The sequence below is a fragment of the Cylindrospermum sp. FACHB-282 genome (assembly GCF_014697195.1).
Classification (GTDB): Bacteria; Cyanobacteriota; Cyanobacteriia; order Cyanobacteriales; family Nostocaceae; genus Cylindrospermum.
The window spans coordinates 96,829-118,082 of sequence record NZ_JACJRJ010000009.1 but is presented as its reverse complement, the minus strand read 5'-3'; the positions used below and the strand labels follow the sequence as shown (position 1 = coordinate 118,082).

14 protein-coding genes are annotated in these 21,254 nt (G+C 40.4%); 9 read left to right on the top strand and 5 right to left on the bottom strand.

Annotation, left to right across the window (positions count from 1 at the left end):
- Window positions 1-87: 87 nt before the first annotated feature.
- Window positions 88-1,083 carry a ketol-acid reductoisomerase gene (gene ilvC / locus H6G32_RS06940; RefSeq protein WP_190456471.1) on the bottom strand — a complete coding sequence of 332 codons (996 nt, stop codon included), beginning with the start codon at window positions 1,081-1,083 and terminating at the stop codon, window positions 88-90.
- 337 nt (window positions 1,084-1,420) lie between these two features.
- Here ilvC and H6G32_RS06935 point away from each other — a divergent pair, with 337 nt between their 5' ends.
- The 6 genes from H6G32_RS06935 (at window position 1,421) to H6G32_RS06910 (ending at window position 7,764) form a co-directional block, all read left to right on the top strand.
- Window positions 1,421-2,779 carry an NAD(P)/FAD-dependent oxidoreductase gene (locus tag H6G32_RS06935; protein ID WP_190456469.1) on the top strand — a complete coding sequence of 453 codons (1,359 nt, stop codon included), beginning with the start codon at window positions 1,421-1,423 and terminating at the stop codon, window positions 2,777-2,779.
- 138 nt (window positions 2,780-2,917) lie between these two features.
- Entirely contained in the window at window positions 2,918-3,700 is a 783-nt protein-coding gene (locus tag H6G32_RS06930; protein WP_190456467.1) for a Uma2 family endonuclease, read from the top strand.
- Between the two features lie 168 nt (window positions 3,701-3,868).
- Window positions 3,869-4,549, top strand: coding sequence for a hypothetical protein (locus H6G32_RS06925; protein ID WP_190456465.1), 681 nt, complete (start codon window positions 3,869-3,871; stop codon window positions 4,547-4,549).
- 17 nt (window positions 4,550-4,566) lie between these two features.
- Complete coding sequence (locus H6G32_RS06920; RefSeq protein WP_190456464.1) at window positions 4,567-4,983, top strand: type II toxin-antitoxin system VapC family toxin; 417 nt, start codon at window positions 4,567-4,569, stop codon at window positions 4,981-4,983.
- Window positions 4,984-5,062: 79 nt separating this feature from the next.
- A complete protein-coding gene (locus H6G32_RS06915; RefSeq protein WP_190456462.1) occupies window positions 5,063-6,349 on the top strand; it encodes an FAD-binding oxidoreductase in 1,287 nt (428 codons plus the stop codon).
- A gap of 53 nt (window positions 6,350-6,402) precedes the next feature.
- The gene (locus tag H6G32_RS06910) at window positions 6,403-7,764 is read left to right on the top strand and encodes a (Fe-S)-binding protein (RefSeq protein WP_190456459.1); all 1,362 of its coding nucleotides are present in this window, start codon (window positions 6,403-6,405) and stop codon (window positions 7,762-7,764) included.
- Window positions 7,765-7,830: 66 nt separating this feature from the next.
- Here H6G32_RS06910 and H6G32_RS06905 read toward each other — a convergent pair whose 3' ends face one another.
- On the bottom strand, window positions 7,831-8,364 hold the full coding sequence (locus tag H6G32_RS06905; protein WP_190456457.1) for an REP-associated tyrosine transposase: 534 nt from the start codon (window positions 8,362-8,364) through the stop codon (window positions 7,831-7,833).
- Window positions 8,365-8,516: 152 nt separating this feature from the next.
- On the opposite strand from H6G32_RS06905, the gene H6G32_RS06900 reads away from it, so the two are divergent.
- Entirely contained in the window at window positions 8,517-11,972 is a 3,456-nt protein-coding gene (locus H6G32_RS06900; RefSeq protein WP_190456455.1) for a type ISP restriction/modification enzyme, read from the top strand.
- Between the two features lie 94 nt (window positions 11,973-12,066).
- Here the strand turns inward: H6G32_RS06900 and H6G32_RS06895 are convergent, their stop codons facing one another.
- Window positions 12,067-13,434 (bottom strand): cytochrome P450, encoded by a 1,368-nt coding sequence (locus H6G32_RS06895; protein ID WP_190456454.1) that lies wholly within the window; start codon window positions 13,432-13,434, stop codon window positions 12,067-12,069.
- Between the two features lie 156 nt (window positions 13,435-13,590).
- Between H6G32_RS06895 and H6G32_RS06890 the strand changes: the two genes are divergently transcribed.
- Window positions 13,591-14,889 carry a cation:proton antiporter gene (locus tag H6G32_RS06890; RefSeq protein ID WP_190456452.1) on the top strand — a complete coding sequence of 433 codons (1,299 nt, stop codon included), beginning with the start codon at window positions 13,591-13,593 and terminating at the stop codon, window positions 14,887-14,889.
- A gap of 125 nt (window positions 14,890-15,014) precedes the next feature.
- Here the strand turns inward: H6G32_RS06890 and H6G32_RS06885 are convergent, their stop codons facing one another.
- Both H6G32_RS06885 and crtO read right to left on the bottom strand, forming a co-directional pair.
- Complete coding sequence (locus tag H6G32_RS06885) at window positions 15,015-16,130, bottom strand: saccharopine dehydrogenase family protein (RefSeq protein WP_190456450.1); 1,116 nt, start codon at window positions 16,128-16,130, stop codon at window positions 15,015-15,017.
- Between the two features lie 198 nt (window positions 16,131-16,328).
- Window positions 16,329-18,023: a beta-carotene ketolase CrtO gene (gene crtO / locus H6G32_RS06880; RefSeq protein WP_190456448.1), complete on the bottom strand. Its 1,695-nt coding sequence runs from the start codon at window positions 18,021-18,023 to the stop codon at window positions 16,329-16,331.
- Window positions 18,024-18,926: 903 nt separating this feature from the next.
- Between crtO and H6G32_RS06875 the strand changes: the two genes are divergently transcribed.
- Window positions 18,927-21,140: a phosphoketolase gene (locus tag H6G32_RS06875; protein ID WP_190456446.1), complete on the top strand. Its 2,214-nt coding sequence runs from the start codon at window positions 18,927-18,929 to the stop codon at window positions 21,138-21,140.
- Window positions 21,141-21,254 lie beyond the last annotated feature (114 nt).

Below are 21,254 nucleotides of genomic sequence, written 5' to 3'. Positions count from 1 at the left end.
CAAATTAACCGAAAACTGCTGTATGAAGATGAAGAAATTGGTAATTAGTAATCAGCCACTTCACTGATTACCAATTACTAATTACTTTTAGGCTTTTTTCAACCAGCTAAACATGGCGCGTAAATCTTTGCCAACTTCCTCAATTGGGTGTTCTGCTTCTTGACGACGCATGGAGGTAAATCCTGGTTTACCAGCTTGGTTTTCGAGAACAAATTCCCGCGCAAATTGTCCAGATTGAATTTCGCTGAGAATTTTCTTCATTTCTGCCTTGGTTTGCTCAGTCACAATCCGAGGCCCACGGGTGTAATCACCATATTCTGCGGTGTTAGAAATGCTATCGCGCATTTTGGCTAAACCACCTTCTACAACCAAGTCAACAATCAGTTTGACTTCGTGGAGACATTCAAAATAAGCTAATTCTGGTTGATAACCGGCTTCAACTAAGGTTTCAAATCCAGCTTTAATTAAGGCGCTCAAACCACCGCACAGTACGGCTTGTTCGCCAAATAAATCGGTTTCAGTTTCTTCCCGGAAAGTAGTTTCGAGAACGCCGGCGCGGGTGCCACCAATACCTCTAGCATAAGCCATGGCGCGATCGCGTGCTTGTCCTGTGGCATCTTGATAAACTGCAAATAAGGCTGGTACACCTTGTCCCTGTTCATAAGTCCGCCGCACTAGATGCCCTGGGCCTTTCGGTGCTACCATTACCACATCAACCTCGGCAGGTGGTACAACTTGCCCAAAGTGAATATTAAAACCGTGGGCAAAAGCTACCACATTCCCAGCTTCTAGATTTGGTGAAATCTCGTTTTTGTAAATTGTTTTTTGTACTTCATCCGGCAACAAAATCATGATGAAGTCAGCAGCCTTAGCAGCATCTGCCACATTTTTCACAGTTAAGCCGGCAGCTTCGGCTTTACCTGCTGACTTACTGCCCGGATATAGTCCGACAATGACATTCAAGCCACTATCTTTCAGGTTGAGGGCGTGAGCATGACCTTGAGAACCATAGCCGATAATGGCAATAGTTTTTCCAGCTAAAAGGTCTAAATTAGCATCTTCGTCATAATACATCCGGGCCATAGAAGCATCTCCTGTCAGCAAGCATCGTCATTAATTGGCAGGCTTATGATTGTACCTCAAATTGGTAATGGCGAAAAAGGCAATGGGAGGCTAAGTCAATAATTCCCCCTTGTCCTCCGCCTAGCATCTAGGTAAATAATAGCTGTATCCCCGATGTAATTTACACCCATTGTCTTGCCAGGGAATCAACAAAAGTAATATCTTCTACCCAAAAACTGCATCTTACAGCACTTTAATCTTTGTTTAAATGTTCGACGCAAACGGAAATAAATGTGATACTTTGTTACAAGTTTGTTAAGAATAGTTACTAAAATCGTAACACAGGAAAATATTTCTCATGGTTGATGCACATAACAATAACCCACTACATCAAGTTGTTATCGTTGGCGGTGGTTTTGGTGGACTGTATGCCGCCAAAGCCCTAAAGAAGGCAGATGTAAGCGTTACTCTAATTGATAAGCGCAACTTTCATTTATTTCAACCACTTTTGTACCAAGTCGCTACAGGTGCCCTATCTCCCGCTGATATTTCCTCACCGTTGCGCTCTGTACTCAGTAAGAGCAAGAATACAAAAGTGCGGCTGGGAGAGGTGAATGATATTGATCCCAAAGGGCAAAAGGTGATGGTGGGCGATGAAATCATCCCTTACGATACATTAATTGTCGCCACAGGTGCCAAGCATTCCTATTTTGGCAAAGACAGCTGGGAAGCGTCTGCCCCTGGTTTGAAAACTGTAGAAGATGCGATTGAAATGCGCCGGCGAATTTTTATGGCATTTGAAGCAGCAGAGAAAGAGACTGATGCCGAAAAACGCCGTGCTTGGTTAACCTTTGTGATTGTTGGTGGTGGCCCCACTGGTGTAGAATTAGCGGGTGCGATCGCCGAACTAGCGAACCAAACCCTCAAAGAAGATTTTCGCAACATCGACACCTCAGAAGCCAGAATTCTGCTGTTAGAAGGTATGGATCGAATTTTGCCACCCTTTGCCCCAGAGTTATCACAAGCAGCGGAAACTTCTCTAATGCAGTTGGGTGTGCTTGTCCAGACAAAAACGATGGTAACGAATATTGAAAATGATACTGTTACCATCAAGCAAGGTGATAGTGTTAGAGAACTAGCCTCAAAAACCATCTTGTGGGCTGCCGGTGTGAAAGCGAACGCAATGGGGAAAGTGCTAGCAGAACGCACAGGTGCAGAATGCGATCGCGCCGGACGTGTTATTGTCGAACCAGACTTAAGTATTAAAGGACATTCTAATATTTTTGTAGTTGGCGACTTAGCAAATTTTTCACATCAAAATGCTAAACCTCTACCTGGCGTTGCACCCGTAGCCAAGCAGGAAGGAGAATATGTAGCCACACTAATTCAAAAGCAGCTAAAAGGCGAGACCTTACCCCAATTTAATTATACTGACCACGGTAGTTTAGCCATAATTGGGCAAAATTCCGCCGTTGTCGATTTAGGTTTTATCAAACTTCAAGGTTTCTTTGCTTGGCTATTTTGGCTAATAATTCACATCTACTTTTTAATTGAGTTTGACAACAAAATAGTAGTCATGATTCAGTGGGCATGGAATTACTTCACCCGCAATCGTGGCGCTAGATTGATTACAAGTCAAAAACCTTTAATACAGGTGGGGATTGAAGATAGCAATTATTATCCCTCAGAAACTGCTAAACAGCCTTTAAACGTGTAAATGTGTAGAGTGGGTTAATAGCCCACCCTATTTACTAATTTATTTTTACCCATTACCAATCGCTAATCATCAATTACCAGATATCATAAGTATGTAAAGAGACATCATATAAAGGTTTGATTTTGAGGATTGTCAATAATGTATCAAACAGATCCGCCGCTTTCCCCTAAAGAGACATTACCGACAATGTATGATCTCAAGAGTGAAGACCCGGAGGAACCAGGTTTGCCAGATCAGTTTCATTTATTACAACCACAACTATTAACAGATACCTTTTGTCCATCTAATTATCCTACAGACCAAATATTTACAGTTAGTGACATGAATCTTTATTACGATTCTCGTCACCCACTGTGGTATAAACGCCCGGATTGGTTTGCGGTTTTAGGTGTTCCCTATCTTTATGAAAATAGAGATTTACGTTTAAGTTACGTAGTTTGGCAAGAATCAGTTAATCCTTATATTGTCGTTGAACTACTCTCACCTGGAACAGAAAAAGAAGATTTAGGTCAAACATTGCGAAATGTAGAAAAACCCCCTGGTAAATGGGAAGTTTACGAGCAAATTTTAAGAGTACCGTATTACGCCATTTTTGACCGTTATAAATCTGAATTTAGAATGTTTCAGTTAACTGGCGGTAGTTATGTAGAGAGGTTTCATGAAACTTCTATAAATTCCGATTCTCGGTTTTGGATTCCAGAAATAGAATTAGGTTTAGGAGTGTGGCAAGGAAGTTATAAAAATGTCGAAATGCCTTGGTTACGTTGGTATGATAAAGATGGTAATTGGCTTTTAACTACCGCCGAACAAGAACGTCAACGCGCAGAACAGGAAAGACAAAAAGCAGAACAAGAAAGGCAAAAAACAGAAAGATTAATAGCCCAACTGCGTGCCCTTGGTGTTGAACCTGATTTAGACTAAAGATAGTCGCTAACTGAGAAAGAGGAAATGCTGATTAGACGGGCGTATTGCAATACGCCCTTATCTTGTGCTAAAAAATATGTTTTATGGTCTAAACTCTGATATACTATAACTAATGAGGACGTTAATAGTTGTTAACCATAAACAATTACTTACTGTATTAAATATATGTCCAGCACAGCTTTTAAAGCCCAAGATATAGAAAATGCAAAGCACTTAATCGCAAACGATTTGGAAGAAACTATCAAATTTTTAAATCGTTGTGCTGAAGTTAGCCCTGAAAATGGCGAGGAAAAGAAAAAATTTGATGAATATATTAAAATTGCCCAAGGGAAAGGTAAATCGCTTGTAGAAGTCAAGCAAGATTTTTTGTTAGGAGTGAATAAATTTTTACAAGCAACGCAAATGCTATTAGAAAGTTCTGATTCAGATACTTTCTTAAAAACTAGTATTTTCGTATTCGATTTAATGACAGAATCTGTTGCTGAATGTTGGGATTTTTATTCATCAGATACACGAGAATCTTTAATAAAATTTGCTTTTGCTTGGGATGGCAGTGAATTTAACAGAAAATTAAAAAATATTTTAAGAAATATTGCTTCATCTGATGAATTTAGCCATCTTACCGCAATAGAAAAACGGAATATACTTGAAGACGCAGACAAACAACAAAAAGCAGTACAGAGATTTATCAACTCTGTCACAGGAGCGATAGACTGGAAAAATTGTGAAACAGATTTAGGAAAAAAGCTTTTTAAAATTAAAGAAAAAATCATTATGTCTGGAGAACCGCTTTTAACTTCAGCAGAATTTGATCAATATCTTGAAGAAGAAATAGAAAATAACTAAATAACCAATTTAATCTGGTGAAAAGAACTTATATAGATTCTTGCGTATTAATAGCAGCAGCTAGGTTAGACAATAGGGATCAAATCTGCCAAGAAGCTTTAAAAATTTTAGCTAGTGCCGAACGCTACTTTATTTCTAGTTATTATGTAAAATTTGAGGTATTACCTCATGCCATAAGAAATAAAAACAACCTAGAAGCGGAGTTTTATGAAACATTTTTTGATAGTGTACATGAATGGGTAGAACCTAATCAACAACTATTAGAATGCGCTTATAACGAAATTATAAAAAATAATAATGGACTGAGTGGAATTGATGCAATTCATGTTGCTGCTGCTTTAATAGGAAAAGCAGATGAATTAATTACCGCCGAAAAAAAAGAAAAGCCGATTTGTCAAGTTAAATCAATTAAAGTAATTACATTAAGAAAATAACTGTCGTTTCTACGGTAATGCTGAGTTTTTTGGTTAACAAAAGCCAGTACATTAGAAAGATGAAGTCAAAAATAAACTGATGAATCTCATTGCTTCTAGTCTTGCATCTATTGTCAGCGAAGAAAACGCTGTTATATCTTGGGAAAATATCGAACTCAGTCAGCAACAACCAATCCAGCAGGCTATTTTCTCCCCAACCCCTCCCAATTGTATCGTTTATCCCCGCACCCAAGAGCAACTAGCCGCAGTCATTGCCGAAGCAAACCGTAATAACTGGCGTGTTCTCCCTTGCGGTAGTGGCAGCAAACTAGGCTGGGGTGGTTTAGCCAAGAGTGTTGATATTGTCGTCAGCACAGAACACATAAACCAACTAATAGAACACGCCGTTGGTGATTTGACCGTCACCGTAGAAGCAGGGATGAAATTTGCTCATCTCCAAGCAATTTTGGCAAAATCTCGCCAATTTCTAGCCCTTGACCCCACAGTCCCAGATTTAGCAACCATTGGCGGCATTGTCGCCACAGCCGATACAGGTTCCCTGCGGCAGCGTTATGGTAGTGTGCGTGACCAACTGCTAGGCATTACCTTTGTCCGTGCTGATGGACAAATTGCCAAAGCCGGGGGGCGAGTGGTAAAAAATGTTGCCGGATACGACTTGATGAAGTTGTTTACTGGGTCTTACGGCACATTAGGAATTATCAGTCAAGTAACTTTTAGAGTTTATCCATTACAAGAAACTTCAGCATCAGTGGTGCTAACTGGTACATCTGAGGCTATATCCCAAGCTGCTGCTACTTTGCGGGGTTCGGCTCTAACACCAACTCAGGCTGATTTACTATCAACTAAACTAGTTTCTAGCTTAGATTTGGGTACAGAATTGGGATTAATTGCTCGCTTCCAAAGCATTAGCGAGAGTGTTAAGGAACAGTCAAACCGACTTTTGGAAGTAGGGCAAAAGTTGGGTTTAAATGGGACAATTTATGCAGCAGAGGATGAAGCTAATCTATGGCAGAGATTGCAAGAACGAATGCATTCTTCTGGCACAGAGTCTGACATTACCTGCAAAATAGGAGTATTACCGACTGCTGCTGTGGAGATTTTAACTCAGGTGGAAGTAGGTTTAATTCATATCAGTAGTGGTTTGGGGTTTTTGCAGTTTGAAGGACAAAATCAGGTATTAGCAGTGCGTGAGTTATGTCAATCTCATCGCGGCTTTCTGACAATTCTTGAAGCGCCTATTTCGGTTAAACAAAAGTTGGATGTTTGGGGCTACACTGGCAATGCTTTGCAGGTGATGCGGGGGATTAAAGTACAGTTTGATGGTAAGAATATTTTAAGTTCTGGTCGGTTTGTGGGTGGGATTTAAGAAACGAACCGCGAAGGACGCAAAGAACGCTAAGGAAGAGGGGAGAGAGATAAATGCCAGAAGTTTCGGAAAGTTCTGTTAAGAATAATGTTGCTAGTTTGAAGAATTTGAAGGGGTTTGATGGGAATAATCCGCCTGACCCGAAGTTGATTGATAGTTGTGTGCATTGTGGGTTTTGTCTTTCCACTTGTCCTAGTTATCGGGTGTTGGGTAAGGAGATGGATTCTCCTAGAGGACGCATCTATTTAATGGATGCGATTAATGAGGGTGAGATTGCTCTGAATACGGCAACGGTGCAACATTTTGATTCTTGTTTGGGGTGTCTTGCTTGTGTGTCAACTTGTCCTTCTGGTGTGCAATATGATAAGTTGATTTCGGCAACTCGTCATCAAGTTGAACGGAATTATCCCCGCACTTTGCCTGATAAGTTGGTGCGGCAATTGATATTTACTTTGTTTCCTAATCCTGATTTGTTGCGCTTGTTTTTGTTTCCCTTGTTTGTTTATCAAAAGTTAGGATTTCCTAAATTGTTTCGCGCTACGGGTTTACTTAAGAAGGTATCTCCCCGTTTGGCAGCAATGGAATCAATTTTGCCAGAAATTACGCTCAAATCTTTTCAAGATAATTTACCGGATGTGATTAGGGCACAAGGTGAGAAGCGTTACCGAGTTGGGGTGATTTTGGGATGTGTGCAACGGCTGTTTTTCTCTCCTGTGAATGAAGCAACGGTGCGGGTTTTAACGGCAAATGGTTGTGAGGTGGTGATTCCTAAATCTCAAGGTTGTTGTGCGGCACTTCCTGAACACCAAGGACAAACGGAACAAGCGAAGGCTTTAGCAAGGCAGATGATTGATAGTTTTGCTGATACTAATGTAGATTTTGTAATTATCAATGCTGCTGGTTGTGGTCATACTTTAAAAGAATATGGTCACATTTTAGCAGATGACCCAGAATATGCGGAAAAAGCAAAGGCATTTGCGGCTAAAGTTAAAGATGCTCAAGAGTTTTTAGCAACCGTTGGTTTAACTGCAAAACTGTCACCGCTAACTGATAAACCTTTGAATTTAGTTTATCAAGATGCTTGTCATTTATTGCATGGACAAAAAATTAGTGTGCAACCGCGTCAGGTGTTGCGGCAAATTCCTGGGGTGAAGTTAAGAGAACCATTAGATGCAGCTTTGTGTTGTGGTAGTGCGGGTGTTTATAATATGCTGCAACCGGAAGTTGCTGAAGAATTAGGTCAGCAAAAGGTGCAGAATTTATTGAATACTGGCGCTGATTTAATTACTTCTGCAAATCCGGGTTGTACGTTGCAAATTACTAAACATTTGCAGTTGCAAGGTAAAGCAATTTCTGTGTTGCATCCGATGGAGTTGTTAGATTATTCTATCCGGGGTGTGAAGTTAGAAATTTAGCACAATACATATCATTCTCGTTCCCAGTCTCCGACTGGGAATGACTTACAGAGGCTCTGCCTCAACTCACAAATCAATCAATTCCACCTCCAACAACCCCGGTAGACCCATGTAATTACGAGAACTAGAATAACGCCAGTAAATAGGCTCGTCTACATAACCACGTCGTACCGGATTATTGTGTATATAATCTAATTTTTGCCTAAACATTTCCTCATTCAAAATTGCCTGAGAATGAAATCCTTCTTGCCAAACCTGATACTCTTGTTTTGTCTTGTGTTTTAATTTATAAAATTCAAATTGGTTAAGTAGATAATTAGCATTATTTTTCTGGAGTGAGTCAATAATACAGCGAGCAGTGAATGATTTAAAATTTCCTATTTCTTTAGATAAATTTGTACCAGAGGCGATGAGATGGAGATGATTTTCCATTATTACATAAGCATATAAAATCAAACGCTGCTGAAGTTGTAGAAAGTTGAGAGAGTCTAAAATAATTTGTACAATTTCAATTTTGCCAAACAGAGGTATCCAGTTTACAACTGTGCAAGTGATAAAGTGTGGCTGATTTTCTAGTACATGATAGCGGCTGCGTCCCATTGTGTTATCTGGTGATGAGGTTGAGGCAGAGCCTCTAGTATGGCATTAAGAGTCGGAGACTGGGAACGAGAGAACGAGAGATAGATTTTAAGTAGAAAATAGTGTAAGTTTTATTTTGAGGCTTTAAAATTTATATACGCATTTCTTAACTAATGAACTCATTTGCTGTTTACCTTAGTAACCTGATTGAAATTCAATCTTCTGGTGCTGCTGTTAAGGAAACTTCTTATTATGGAGCTTTGGAGGTTTTTTTAAATGAGCTTGGAAAGTCTTTAAAACCGAGGGTGAGGTGTATCATTAACCTGAAAAATCAAGGTGCAGGACTTCCTGATGGTGGTTTGTTTACTGCTAACCAGTTTCAAAGGTCGAAAGATGCTGAACCGCGTGATTTGCAAAACCCAGAAAGAGGAGTAATTGAAGTTAAGGGAACTAAGGATGATGTGAGGGTAATTGGTGATAGTGATCAAGTTTCTCGATATTGGCAAAAGTACCGCCAAGTTTTAGTAACTAATTATCGAGATTTTATGTTAATCGGTCAGGATGAAAACGGGAATCCTGTTAAATTAGAAGAATATAGTTTAGCTAATAGCGAAGCAGAGTTTTGGAAAAAAGCCAGAAATGGTGATTTAGTCGAAGAACATTCTGATCGCATTATAGAATATCTCAAACGGGTAATGTTACAGGCTGCACCTATCGCTGCACCCGCTGATGTGGCTTGGTTTCTGGCTTCCTACGCCCGTGATGCTAAAGCCCGAATCGATGTACAAGCGACAATACCAGCCTTAACGGCGATTAGAACGGCTTTAGAGGAGGCTTTAGGGGCTAAGTTTGAAGGGGAAAAAGGCGATCGCTTTTTTCGGTCTACTTTCGTCCAAACTCTATTTTACAGTGTATTTTCTGCTTGGGTGCTGTGGCATAAAGAAAACCCCAGCAGACAAGATAAATTTGATTGGCGAACTACAGCTTATTATCTCCATGTCCCAATGATTGAGGCGCTATTTCGTCAAATGTCCACTCGCAGACAATTGAGAGAATTGGGATTAGTGGAAGTGCTAGACTGGACTGGAGGAGTTTTAAATCGTGTCCGACGAGAAGAGTTTTTTACAAAGTTTGCAGAAGCTGAAGCTGTACAATATTTTTATGAGCCTTTTTTGCAAGCTTTTGATCCAGAATTACGCAAAGAATTAGGCGTTTGGTACACTCCCCGCGAGATTGTACAATATATGGTTGCTCGTGTGGATACTGTGTTGCGGGAAGAATTAGGAATTGAGGATGGTTTAGCAGATCCAAATGTTTATATTCTTGACCCTTGTTGTGGTACTGGTGCATTTTTGGTAGAAGTTTTAAAGCGCATTGCAGAAATTAAGGGTGATGATGCTTTGGGAAGTTCTGAGGTTAAAAAAGCAGCGATTAAACGGGTTTTTGGTTTTGAAATTTTAACTGCTCCTTTTGTTGTCGCTCATCTCCAATTAGGGTTGTTTTTGCAAAATATTGGTGTACCTTTGGTAGATGAGAAAGAGCGAGTTGGTGTATATTTGACCAATGCTCTGACTGGTTGGGAACCACCGGACGAAGCAGCTAAACAGCAAATTCAACAATTAGAGTTAAATTTTCCTGAATTGAAGGAAGAACGAGATGCGGCTAATGAAGTAAAACGGGATAAGCCGATTTTAGTTATTTTAGGAAATCCTCCTTATAATGCGTTTGCTGGTATTAGTCCCAAGCAGGAAGAAGGTTTAGTAGAAGTATATAAACAAGGGTTAATTTCTGAATGGGGAATTAAGAAGTTTAACCTTGATGATTTATATGTGCGTTTTTTTAGATTGGCTGAACAGCGCATTGCTGAGAAGACACAAAAAGGTGTAGTTTGTTACGTTTCTAATTTCTCGTTTCTGAGTGATCCATCTTTTGTAGTCATGCGTCAACGCTTTTTAAGCGAATTTGATAAACTCTGGTTTGACTGTATGAATGGTGATAGTCGAGAAACCGGAAAACTCACACCAGAAGGTAACCCAGACCCTAGCGTTTTCTCTACAGAATATAACCGTGAAGGTATTAGAGTAGGAACTACGATATCATTAATGGTACGTCAAGAAAATCGCTCTCAAGAACCATTGGTTAGGTTTCGTCATTTTTGGGGAGTGAATAAACGTGCTGAGTTGTTAGAAAGTTTGAATAATCAAGATTTTGATATTCAATATGAATCTACAAATCCAACTGAAATAAATCGGTACTCATTTCGTAGTTCTGATGTATCTGCACAATATTTAAACTATCCTCAAGTGGTAGATTTATCTGCTCGTGAGCCTTTCAATGGAACAATAGAGAGGAGAGGTAATTCTTTAATTGTTTTTCAAAGTGATCAAGAGAAATTAGCATTACTTGAATCATATCTTGACGATAGTAAACCTAATGATGAGATAAAATCTATAGCTCCCCTATTTATGAAATCTTCGGGTGAGTTCAAAGCTGAAAAAACAAGAGCATTCCTAAAAGGAAGTGTAAAATACGACGCTACAAAAATTGTCCGATATCCTTTCAAGCCATTTGATTTACGTTTAGCTTATCTTGATGCTGATATTCAACCTCTTTTTTCTAGACCCAGCCCAGAACTACTAGAACAGCGTTTTAGTAACAATAAATTTTTGATTGTACGAGAAACAGGTGTTACAGAATCTAGTAGTTCTCCATTTTACTTTTCGTCTTTAATTTGTGATTACCACTGTTTAGTTGTAGAAGCAAAGCATATTCCTATTCGTATAATTCCTACATCTACGAAAAAAGGTAAAAAAGCACCTAAACAAGATGCACTTTTTAACCTTGATGAAGTTACAAATACAACATCAACAGCAAATATTTCATCAAAAGCGCGTACATATTTAACCCAACTAGGTATCACAAACCCTGATGCTGATGCTGACACAGCCGGATTAATATGGATGCACGCCTTAGCTATTGGCTATTCACCAGCATACCTAACAGAAAATGCTGATGGCTTGCGTGAAAATTGGCCAAGAATACCATTACCTAATTCTCAATCTGCATTACTCGCTTCAGCAGGATTAGGAAAACAAATCGCCGCACTTCTTGATACAGAAATTACTGTTTCTGGTGTAACATCGGGAATAATTCACTCCGAATTAAAAACAATAGCGGTAATATCCCGTGTCGGTGGAGGGCAATTAAACCCTGACACAGGAGAATTAGCAATTACAGCCGGTTGGGGTAATGCAGGTAAAGGAAGTATTACAATGCCAGGAAAAGGGAAAATCAACAGCCGTTCATATACTCCAGAAGAATTAACAGCTATTTCTTCAATTGACTTACTAGGAAAAAACACCTGTGATATTTATTTAAATGAAATAGCATATTGGCGCAATGTACCCAGCAAAGTTTGGGAATACACTATTGGCGGTTATCAAGTTATGAAAAAATGGCTCTCCTATCGAGAAGAAAAATTATTAGGACGTTCTCTGACGAGAGAAGAAATACGAGAAGTAACTAATATGGCTCGTCGCATCGCGGCAATTGTACTATTAGAAACTGCCTTAGATGCTAACTATCAAACTATTAAAAAGTCATGTTTCGACTGGGGAAACTTGCAGTAGACTTTTCATTAAGTAGAAATTTTGCGATCGCACTCACAAATAAAAATGCGATCGCATCCAGCGGGGTGTAGCTCATCACCTATTCCATCTTAAACTACACCCCAACCGGAATCTTCACCTGTTGCCGTTGAGCGGTTGCAACCAACCACTTACCGCCAGAAGGGGCTAAAGTCACACCACGGCGGATAGGCTTAACTGGAATATTATCAACTAACGCTAACTCCACATTTGACAACACCGTAGCTAAAACTAGTTTCATTTCAAACATAGCAAACGCCATACCCAAACAGCGACGATTCCCACCACCAAAGGGAATATATTCATACTGTGAATACTGCCGTTCTAAAAAGCGCTCTGGTTTAAACTGCTGGGGTTCTGGATATAAATCCGGTCGGCGATGGGTTAAATATATACAAGGCGCAAGCATTGTACCCGGTTGAAATTCATAACCACTGATTTTTATTGGTGACTTGACAATGCGAGGTAACGTAATCATCGCGATAGGATAAATGCGTAGCGTCTCTTGGCAGACTGCTGTAAGATAGGGCAAACGAGCAACTTCCGACAAATCTGCGTTATCACCAAAATTATCTAACTCAGCCAGCAGCTTTTCCCGCACTTCTGGCAAACGATGAATCCAGTAAAATGCCCATGTTAAACCTGAAGCGGTAGTTTCATGACCTGCGACTAACAGAGTCATCAACTCATCGCGCAACTCTTCATCCGTCATCGGTTCGCCATTTTCATCACGCGCTAACATCATCAATGAAAGGATATCGTTGCGAGATGGATCAGGATGATCTCTGCGTTCCTGAATCTCAAGATCCAGCAGCTGATTAATTTGCTGTTTTTGATGCAAAAATTTTCCCCAAGGACTCCACGTGCCCAAATCTACTTGTAATGCGGGAAAAAAGAATATACTTGCACGCATCGGAGAACCAGATAAATCTAGCAAAGAACCCAATAATTCTTCTAATTGTGCAAACCGCTCTCCCTCATGCAAACCAAAGACAGTTTGTAAAATCACCTTGAGAGAGATTTCTTGCATTGCCGAACGCACCGAAAAAGGTACGCCAATTTTCCAACCGCTAATGACCTCATTAGTGATTTTAGCCATAATTTGACCGTAAGTCTTCATCCGTTCTCCATGAAATGGCGGCGTCAACAACCGTCGCTGGCGTTGGTGAGATACACCATCTAGCAAAAGTAACGAATTTTCACCCATCAAAGGTTTAAGAACTGGGTTTGACCTCCCAGCATCAAAAGTTTCTGGAGAAGCGGTAAAAAGCTCCTGAATTGCTTGGGGATTGCTAAAAAATACTATGGGTTTCTGGCTAGTCAGGCATAATGCAAAACATTCGCCATGCGCCCTTGCAGATGTTTCCATCAGTTGCAAAGGATTAAAAAGCCACTGCATCCGCTGTATAAATTTTGGACTTTGTGGAATAGCTGGGAGTTGCATGATCAGGGTTCCTATTATTTATTTTTATACTAAACTAACAAATTTAGAAAAGAATAGATAGAAAATATATTTATAAAATCTACCTATAGGTTATCTATACATAAAGAAATCACAACTAAACTTGCAAAGTAACACCTGGATTTTATACAAACACCCATGGTAGATATATATATTATTGACCTGCTTGTGATTGGTCTACTCTTACTGGGAGTAACATTAGGCTCAGGCTGGATTTCGCGTTTACCTCTTTCCTTCGCACTCATCTATCTAGTAGTTGGTATTTTTCTAGGTCCCTATGGCTTAGGGCTGATTCAACTGCGTCGTGATGAAGTATTCAACGCTGAGTTTTTGGAGCGTCTAACGGAATTTGTGGTGATTATTTCTGTATTTAGCTGCGGGTTAAAAATAGTTATGCCCCTAAACTTAGCTGTTTGGGATATCACAGTGCGGCTGATTGGATTTTTGATGCCAATTTCAATTTTTGGCTTGGCTGCTGTGGGCAAATTATTTTTAGGAATGGATTGGGGTGCGGCTATTTTATTAGGGGCAATTCTCGCCCCAACTGACCCAGTTTTAGCTTCTGAAGTGCAACTGACTGATAAAAATGATAAAGATGAGTTGCGGTTTGGTTTAACTTCTGAAGGTGGGTTAAATGATGCCTTAGCGTTTCCCTTCGTTTATTTTGGTCTTTATGCTTTAAAAGATAATAACTGGGATAACTGGTTTAAACAATGGGTAATGGTTGATTTAATTTGGGCGATCGCATCAGCTATTGTTATGGGAATTATTGTAGCTAAAGCAGTAGTTTGGATTGATAAAAGAATTCAAAAGCGCCGTTCTGTTGATGAATTAATGGAAGATTTTATTGCCATAGGTGCAATTTTATTAACTTATTCTCTAACAGAAATTGTTAATGGCTATGGTTTTCTGGCGGTATTTGTTGCTGGGTTAGTAGTCCAACAAAGTTACAGAAATCCAGAAATACCGCTGGGACAATTAGAATTTCTTGAGCAAATGGAAAAGCTGCTAGAAGTTGGGACAATTTTGCTATTGGGATCAATATTATTATGGCCGCCAATGCTAAAATATGCACCTCAATCTTTGTTAGTCATAGTTTTGTTATTCTTTGTCATCCGACCTCTAGGGGTTTGGATCAGCACCATTGGTAAGCGTCCTGTTGGTTCATCCCGCCGAAGTTTAAATTCAGGAACTCGCTGGTTATTTGGTTGGTTTGGCATTCGCGGTGTTGGCTCTTTATATTATCTTGGTTATGCATTTGGTCATGGATTAAAAGGCGAAGTTGGCGAACAAATTGCCTGGATAACTTACACTACTATTGTAGTTTCTGTGATTGTACATGGCATTAGTGCAACTCCATTAATGAATTGGTATGAACGCAATATTGCTAACCAGATAAAGTCTACTCCTGCTGCTACAATTAATGAATTTAAATAGGTCTAGTTAATTGGCACATGAAAATATAAAATGAATGAGAATTTAGCTTGTGGTGAGGGATAAATCGCTCAATCAAAGAATTTTAAGGACTAAAGTCCTTACTACAAGCTTTAATTTTTAATTGTTTAAGATGGCGATAACCAATTATGATTAATTTGAATACCTCGGCTTTGCATTACTTGAATAAATAAATCTGTAGGTAGTGCTTCTTCCACCGGAAATACCCCTGGTTTGTTGAGTTTGCCATTTAGCAATAATTGGGCGATGCTTCCTGTGCCGCAACCAGAAGCGATGGCGGTATTTTCATGTACTAGAGTTGCACAATAAGCGGCTGTTTCGCCATTTTTTTGCCCTGTAACTTCTGCACGAACTGCTACGCCAATACCACTAAAGTTATTGGTGACATCGGTCATTAAATGACTAACATGAGACAAAAATTCAATCATGTAACGACGCTGCATTAACCATTTAGGAAATATATGTGCTGCTATCCAAGTTAGGTGATTGTAAAAATCAGGCACAGAGCCAAATTTAGTTATTACAGTTTTCACTGATGGAAAGGCATGGGGTAGGGTGAAAGTTTCTGGCATATCAAACCAGTAAACTCCATGGCGTCGATATGGTGGTGGGAAGTTAATAGATTCCCGGTCAGTATAAGGTTTAATTAATTGCCAATTACCATTAATCCAAGCTTCAAAAGGATGCTGTAACCCCAAAAAAGTTGTCCGCATCACTGTAACGCCAGCACCGCCAGAACCAGAAACTAAATAACTTAAATGTATTTTTTCTGGGATATCTAATTGCTCGATTCCCTGACGTACCATGCTGTTGGAAATGCCAGGAAAAATGCCAGTATTAATGATTGCCGTTACACCAGCAGCAGCAGCTTGTTGATGATAATTAAGCGCTTTGCTAGTATAGGAACGGTGATCGCTGACATCTAGATAGTTAACGCCTTGGGCAATGCAAAGTTCGAGAACATTAGTATCTCGGTAGTGAAAGGGCCCAGCGCAGTGAATGACTAAGTCAGAATTTGCGATCGCCTCCCGCACCTTGTCAACTTCCGCCAAGTCCAATAGCAAAAACTGCTCTCGTCCTCCCGAAGAAACGTTTACAGCCTCTCCCATCTCTGGAGAACGCCCAGTGATGGTAATTTGTGCCTGCGTGTGGGCGACTAGATCCTGAGCAACGCTGCTACCAATCCGCCCCCGTCCTCCAAGAATCAAAACCCTGTCTGTCATTACTCTGCCGTGAGCAACATCATTCTTATTTGACCAGTTTATTGTCCTGTTTGCCATCAGTAGCAAGTATGACTTACTTCACTAGAAAGAAAGAATTATCAATTACTGGTGCTGATAGAGGATTTCAGGGATTTGTAGAGTAACAGTTTCAGCAGGCATATTTAGTTATTAGCCCTACATCCGGGAAATATACAAGGACTAACTAATCCCAAAAACAGACCCAACGGTTGACTTAATCGAATTTCCTGCATCCTTTAAACCTTGGGCTATGGGATGTTTTGCCTGTAAAAATACACGGGCACAATTGCGCCCTGGCATTCCAGAAATAGAACCACCTGGATGAGTGCCGGCACCAGTCAAAAATAGATTTTCAATCGGAGTTTTGTAGTTCGCTAATTCTGGTAAAGGACGGAAAAATATCATTTGATCTAGGGTCATATCAATATGGTAATAATTTCCTTTACGTGCGCCTAATCTTTCTCCCAATTCTGCCGGACTTTCTACACGGCGGGCGATAGTTGCTTGTTTTACATTCGGTGCATAAGCTGCCAACTTATCAATTACCCTATCTGCAACTTTGTTTTTTAATTCATCTGTCCAACCCGTACCTTTTAACCCAGTACCTTCTGCACCAGCAATTTGATAGGGGGCAAAAAATTCAATCCATAGGGTATGTTTGCCTGGTGGTGCTAATGTGGGGTCAAGGGCGCTAGGCATGACTACATACATCGATGGGTCAGCATCGGGAATCTCTCCCAAGGTACATTTACTATGAGCTTGTTCTACATGAGCCACCGAATCTGCAATTAAAATAGAGCCAATCAGGTATTCGTCTTTGTGCGCGTGGAAGGGAAAGCGCAGAGGTTCGTCTAAAGCTAAATCTATCTTGAGGATAGTTTCATTATTATTGACGATGCGGCGTTCTAATCTTTCCCATAAATCAGGATCTACTGCATCAATATCACTTTTTTCGGTCATTTGTAAAAATAACCTCTGGGCGTCAATATTAGAAATCACGCCGTATTTAGCACGATATTCTCTATTACCAGCAACCCGCACACCTACAGCTTTTCCATCATCAATTAAGATTTTTTCCACGTGCTGATCTGTGAGGATAACGCCACCTTTACTTGTGACTAAGTTCACCAATGCTTGCACTAATGCACCCGTACCACCGCGAGGTCTAGCCATACCTGGATTATGACGCATTGCCATCATAATTGCACCAATGGCAATGGTTTTTTGTGAAGGTGGTGCACCAAGTTCTGAGGATAATCTTGCCAATGGCGCTTTGAGAAATTCGGAATCAAACCACTCGTTAAGTAAATCTTCGGCGCTGGTCATCATGTTGCGAATAAAGTCCAGCGTTTTCGATGGGGAACCAATGACTGAAAATAAATCTTTCAGCTTTTTGACATCGTAGTTACCAAAAATATCTATAATTGATTTGGGCGGGGCATTAAACATGGGAATCATTGCCCCCAGTGCCCGCTGCCAGTAGTCTGTAAATTCGGCATATTTTTGAGCGTCTCGCTCACTGTAACGGGCAATTTCAGCACAAGTTTTTTCTAAAGACTTATGCCCTAAAAAATACTTGCCATCTGGATGGGGACAGAATACAACTGGATCACACTCTAAATATTCTAAGCCGTATTTTGTCAGTTCTAATTCTTCAACGACTGGCCCCAAGTGAATAAATTCATGGTCAATGGCACAGAGGTTAAATTTAAATCCTGGTGCTTCTTTTGGCATGCATTCTTCTGTTGTGGCTGCACCACCAGGAACGGAACGTTTTTCTAGTAACAAGACGCTATAGCCCGCTTTCAGTAAATAAGCAGCACATACTAGCCCGTTATGTCCTGCGCCGATAATAACAACATCATACTCTTGCATAATTGTAATTGTAGACTTAGATTTATTTTATGATATTAGAAAATTGTGGAAAATTTAATGTCATTACCTACAGTTATTTTCAGGTAAATGAACTAAGCTGTTGGGCTTTTAATTTGAACATCAAGGGCGGGCAGGATGCCCACCCCACAAGAGTTAGATTGAATGATGGTATGCACATTATAGGATTGTCAGCTTACACAACAAAAACTCTAACTCGTTAAAGACGACGAAAAGAAATTTATAGTCCGTTTTAACGGAATGCGAGTTATTAGCCCTGAACTGAAGTTCAGGGGGAGTTATGTCTAGAACGGAATAGCCTTGTATTGACCATGAATTTGTGCTTTCTTAATAACCTATTACTGGTTACTATAAACTCTACCTCCTCAAGTGCGTATCTGTAGAAAGATATAACCAAATTGGAGGAGTTAGAACCCAGGGCGAATAGAGTTCCTGGAAGGATACAGGCAAAGTCTGGGTAGGCTGACTTGAGAAAATAAATAGGGATATTTACACATCAGGAGTTGTGATCATATTTGGGTTTCTTTGTGTATATTCCTAGGGTAGATACCATGGGGAACTTATGATATTGTGAGGCATTTTTTTCAGTAATTTTTATCTCGCGGATATGCCTCTAAGCACCCTGAACAAGGGGGCTATTTTTTTCTTTATCCCTTTATCTAATGTGGGGGATGTTATCGGAACTGTATTGGCAGGATTTGGGGTTGTTACCAAATTAGGGAGTTGAGTTTTCAGGAAAAGCAGAAGTTTTTGTGAGGTGAGGATTTAAGTTTCTTATTCTGTGGTTGCGAAAAAGCAATAAACTGTTACAGACAGAAAGATGTAAAATTTTTGTTAAATTAATCGAGCATCTACAGTTTTCCCTCATTTTATAAGGTATTCAGCATGACAGCAATCAGCCCAAAGGCATCTTCAGCACTTCCCGATTTTTGCGAAGGAATTCAATATTTTGGGGAAGCATTACCAGATTTTAAAACTTATGGTGCAAATCCTGCGATTGAGTTGGGTAAAGTGGCGATCGCATCCCCCACAGATCCAACTGCAGTTTATCAAACTGTACTCGCTGCCGATGCTCTCCGCTACTTAACGCTACAAGTGACTGGTAGTAAGGCTTCTGGACATCCTGGAGGTTTTGCTAGCCAAGCAGAAGCTTATGCCTCTCTGGTGATGCTGGGATATAAAAACATTATCACCGAAGTTGGACACCACGCCCCCGGTTTCTATAGTGCCATGTTTTTGGATCGTTCCTTAGAGGACATGGGAATTTTTACAGTCCAACAATTGCGCGATCGCTTTCGAGAAAAGCACGGTTTATTGGGGCATCTCTCTGGCTATATCCCCGGCATTTTAGCACCTGCCGGGCCTTTGGGGCAAGGACAGCATTTTGCCATGTCTGCTGCACTCCTGCACCAAGACAAGCTGTTTCCCTTCACCGTTGGAGATGGTGGATTGGGTGAACCTTATATCGTGAGTGCGATCGCCCATTTCCACACAGCTTACCCCACAGTCACCAACTTTTTACCAGTGCTAGTGTGGAACGGTTACAGCCAAGAACACCACAGCATGGTATCTCTAAAAACCAACGAACAGATGACGGCATTCTGGAAAGGTAACGGTTTTGACGAAGTCATATTAGTAGATGCCAAAGAATTTGATGATCAAAACCAACCAGGAGATTACGTTGATAGTACCGCTTTTTCTTTCGAGAAGCGCCTAGCATTTACCCAAGCAGTACTTTTGGGAGTAGATAAAGCTGCCCGTTCTGCTCTCAGCGGACAACTTACCGTATTTATTATTAAACAACTTAAAGGCGCAGGAGTCCACGCCAGAGGCGCAAAATCTCACAACCTTTATCCCAAAGATACCCTCGATGCTCCCCATATCATCAGCGCTTTACAAACCCGTGCTTTATCAGCAGAAGCTTGGCAAATAGTGCGAACAAATGCCGAACGTGCCGGCAGTGGCCCAGCAGCAAAAACAGTGGTAACAGAATTTGAATTACCATTAGCAGAATTGGGTAAATTGCCTTTAGAAGAATATGCAGTTGGGCCTATTCCTCAAGTTTCGACTACAGCCATGGGAAAATTAGTAGGAGTTGTAGGAAATATAGATAAAAGTTTCCTTGTCACCAACGCCGACGGTAACGAAGCATCAGGAATTGCCAACATTAACCAAGCATTAAAGATTATCCACCCCACCACCGACGACTTATATAACCAAGCACCAGGGGGACAAGTTTACGAACCATTGAGTGAAGATGCTTGTGCAGGTTTAGCTGCTGGTTTATCTTTAATGGGTGCGAGAACATTATGGTGTTCTTATGAATCTTTTGCCATCAACGGGTTACCAATTTGGCAAACTGTCACCCAAGCAATGGCAGAATTGCGCCGTCCAACTCCCTCAACTATTACATTATATACGGCAGGGGCATTAGAGCAAGGACGTAACGGTTGGACTCACCAAAGACCTGAAATTGAAGCTTACTTTGCAGCGTTGATGCGAAATGGCAATGTATTTCCGTTATTCCCCCCTGATGCTAACAGTATTCAAGTCTGTTATGACTGGGCTTTGAAAACTAAAAATAAGGGAATTGTGATTACTGCCAGTAAGTCACCTTTGCCAATTCGCACAAGTTTTGAACAAACTCATAAAGGCTTGCGAGATGGTGCGGTGTTATTGCATGAAGTTGCTGGTGCGAAGAAGGTTGTATTTGCGGTAATTGGTGATTTAACACTAATTCCCGTATTTGAAGCTGCTTCTTTCTTAGAAACTGAAGGTATTGGTGTAAAGATTGTTTCTATCATCAATCCTCGACGTTTATATCGTCCTGATGATACTGCATGGGAAACTTGTTCTGAACCAGACGGCGGTTTCTTGAGTGATGCCGATTTTGATAAATTGTTTGGTGGAGATGCCTTAATTGGTGTTACAGGTGGTGCTGCGGCGATGTTAGAACCAATTATGTTACGCAGTAATTCAAAGCGCGATACCTTCGCATGGAAGCGTGGAGAAACTACCGCCAGCGCTGGGGAACTCATGGCCTTTAATGGTTTGACGGCTGATGCGTTGACAAAAAGAGCGATCGCATTAGTGCATTAAGTTTTTTAAACCGCAGATGTACGCAGATAAATGCAGGTAATTTGGCGTTTTCTTGCGTGTATTTGCGGTATTTTTTTAAATTAGAAGTGCAATAATGAAGTAGTTTTTGAATTT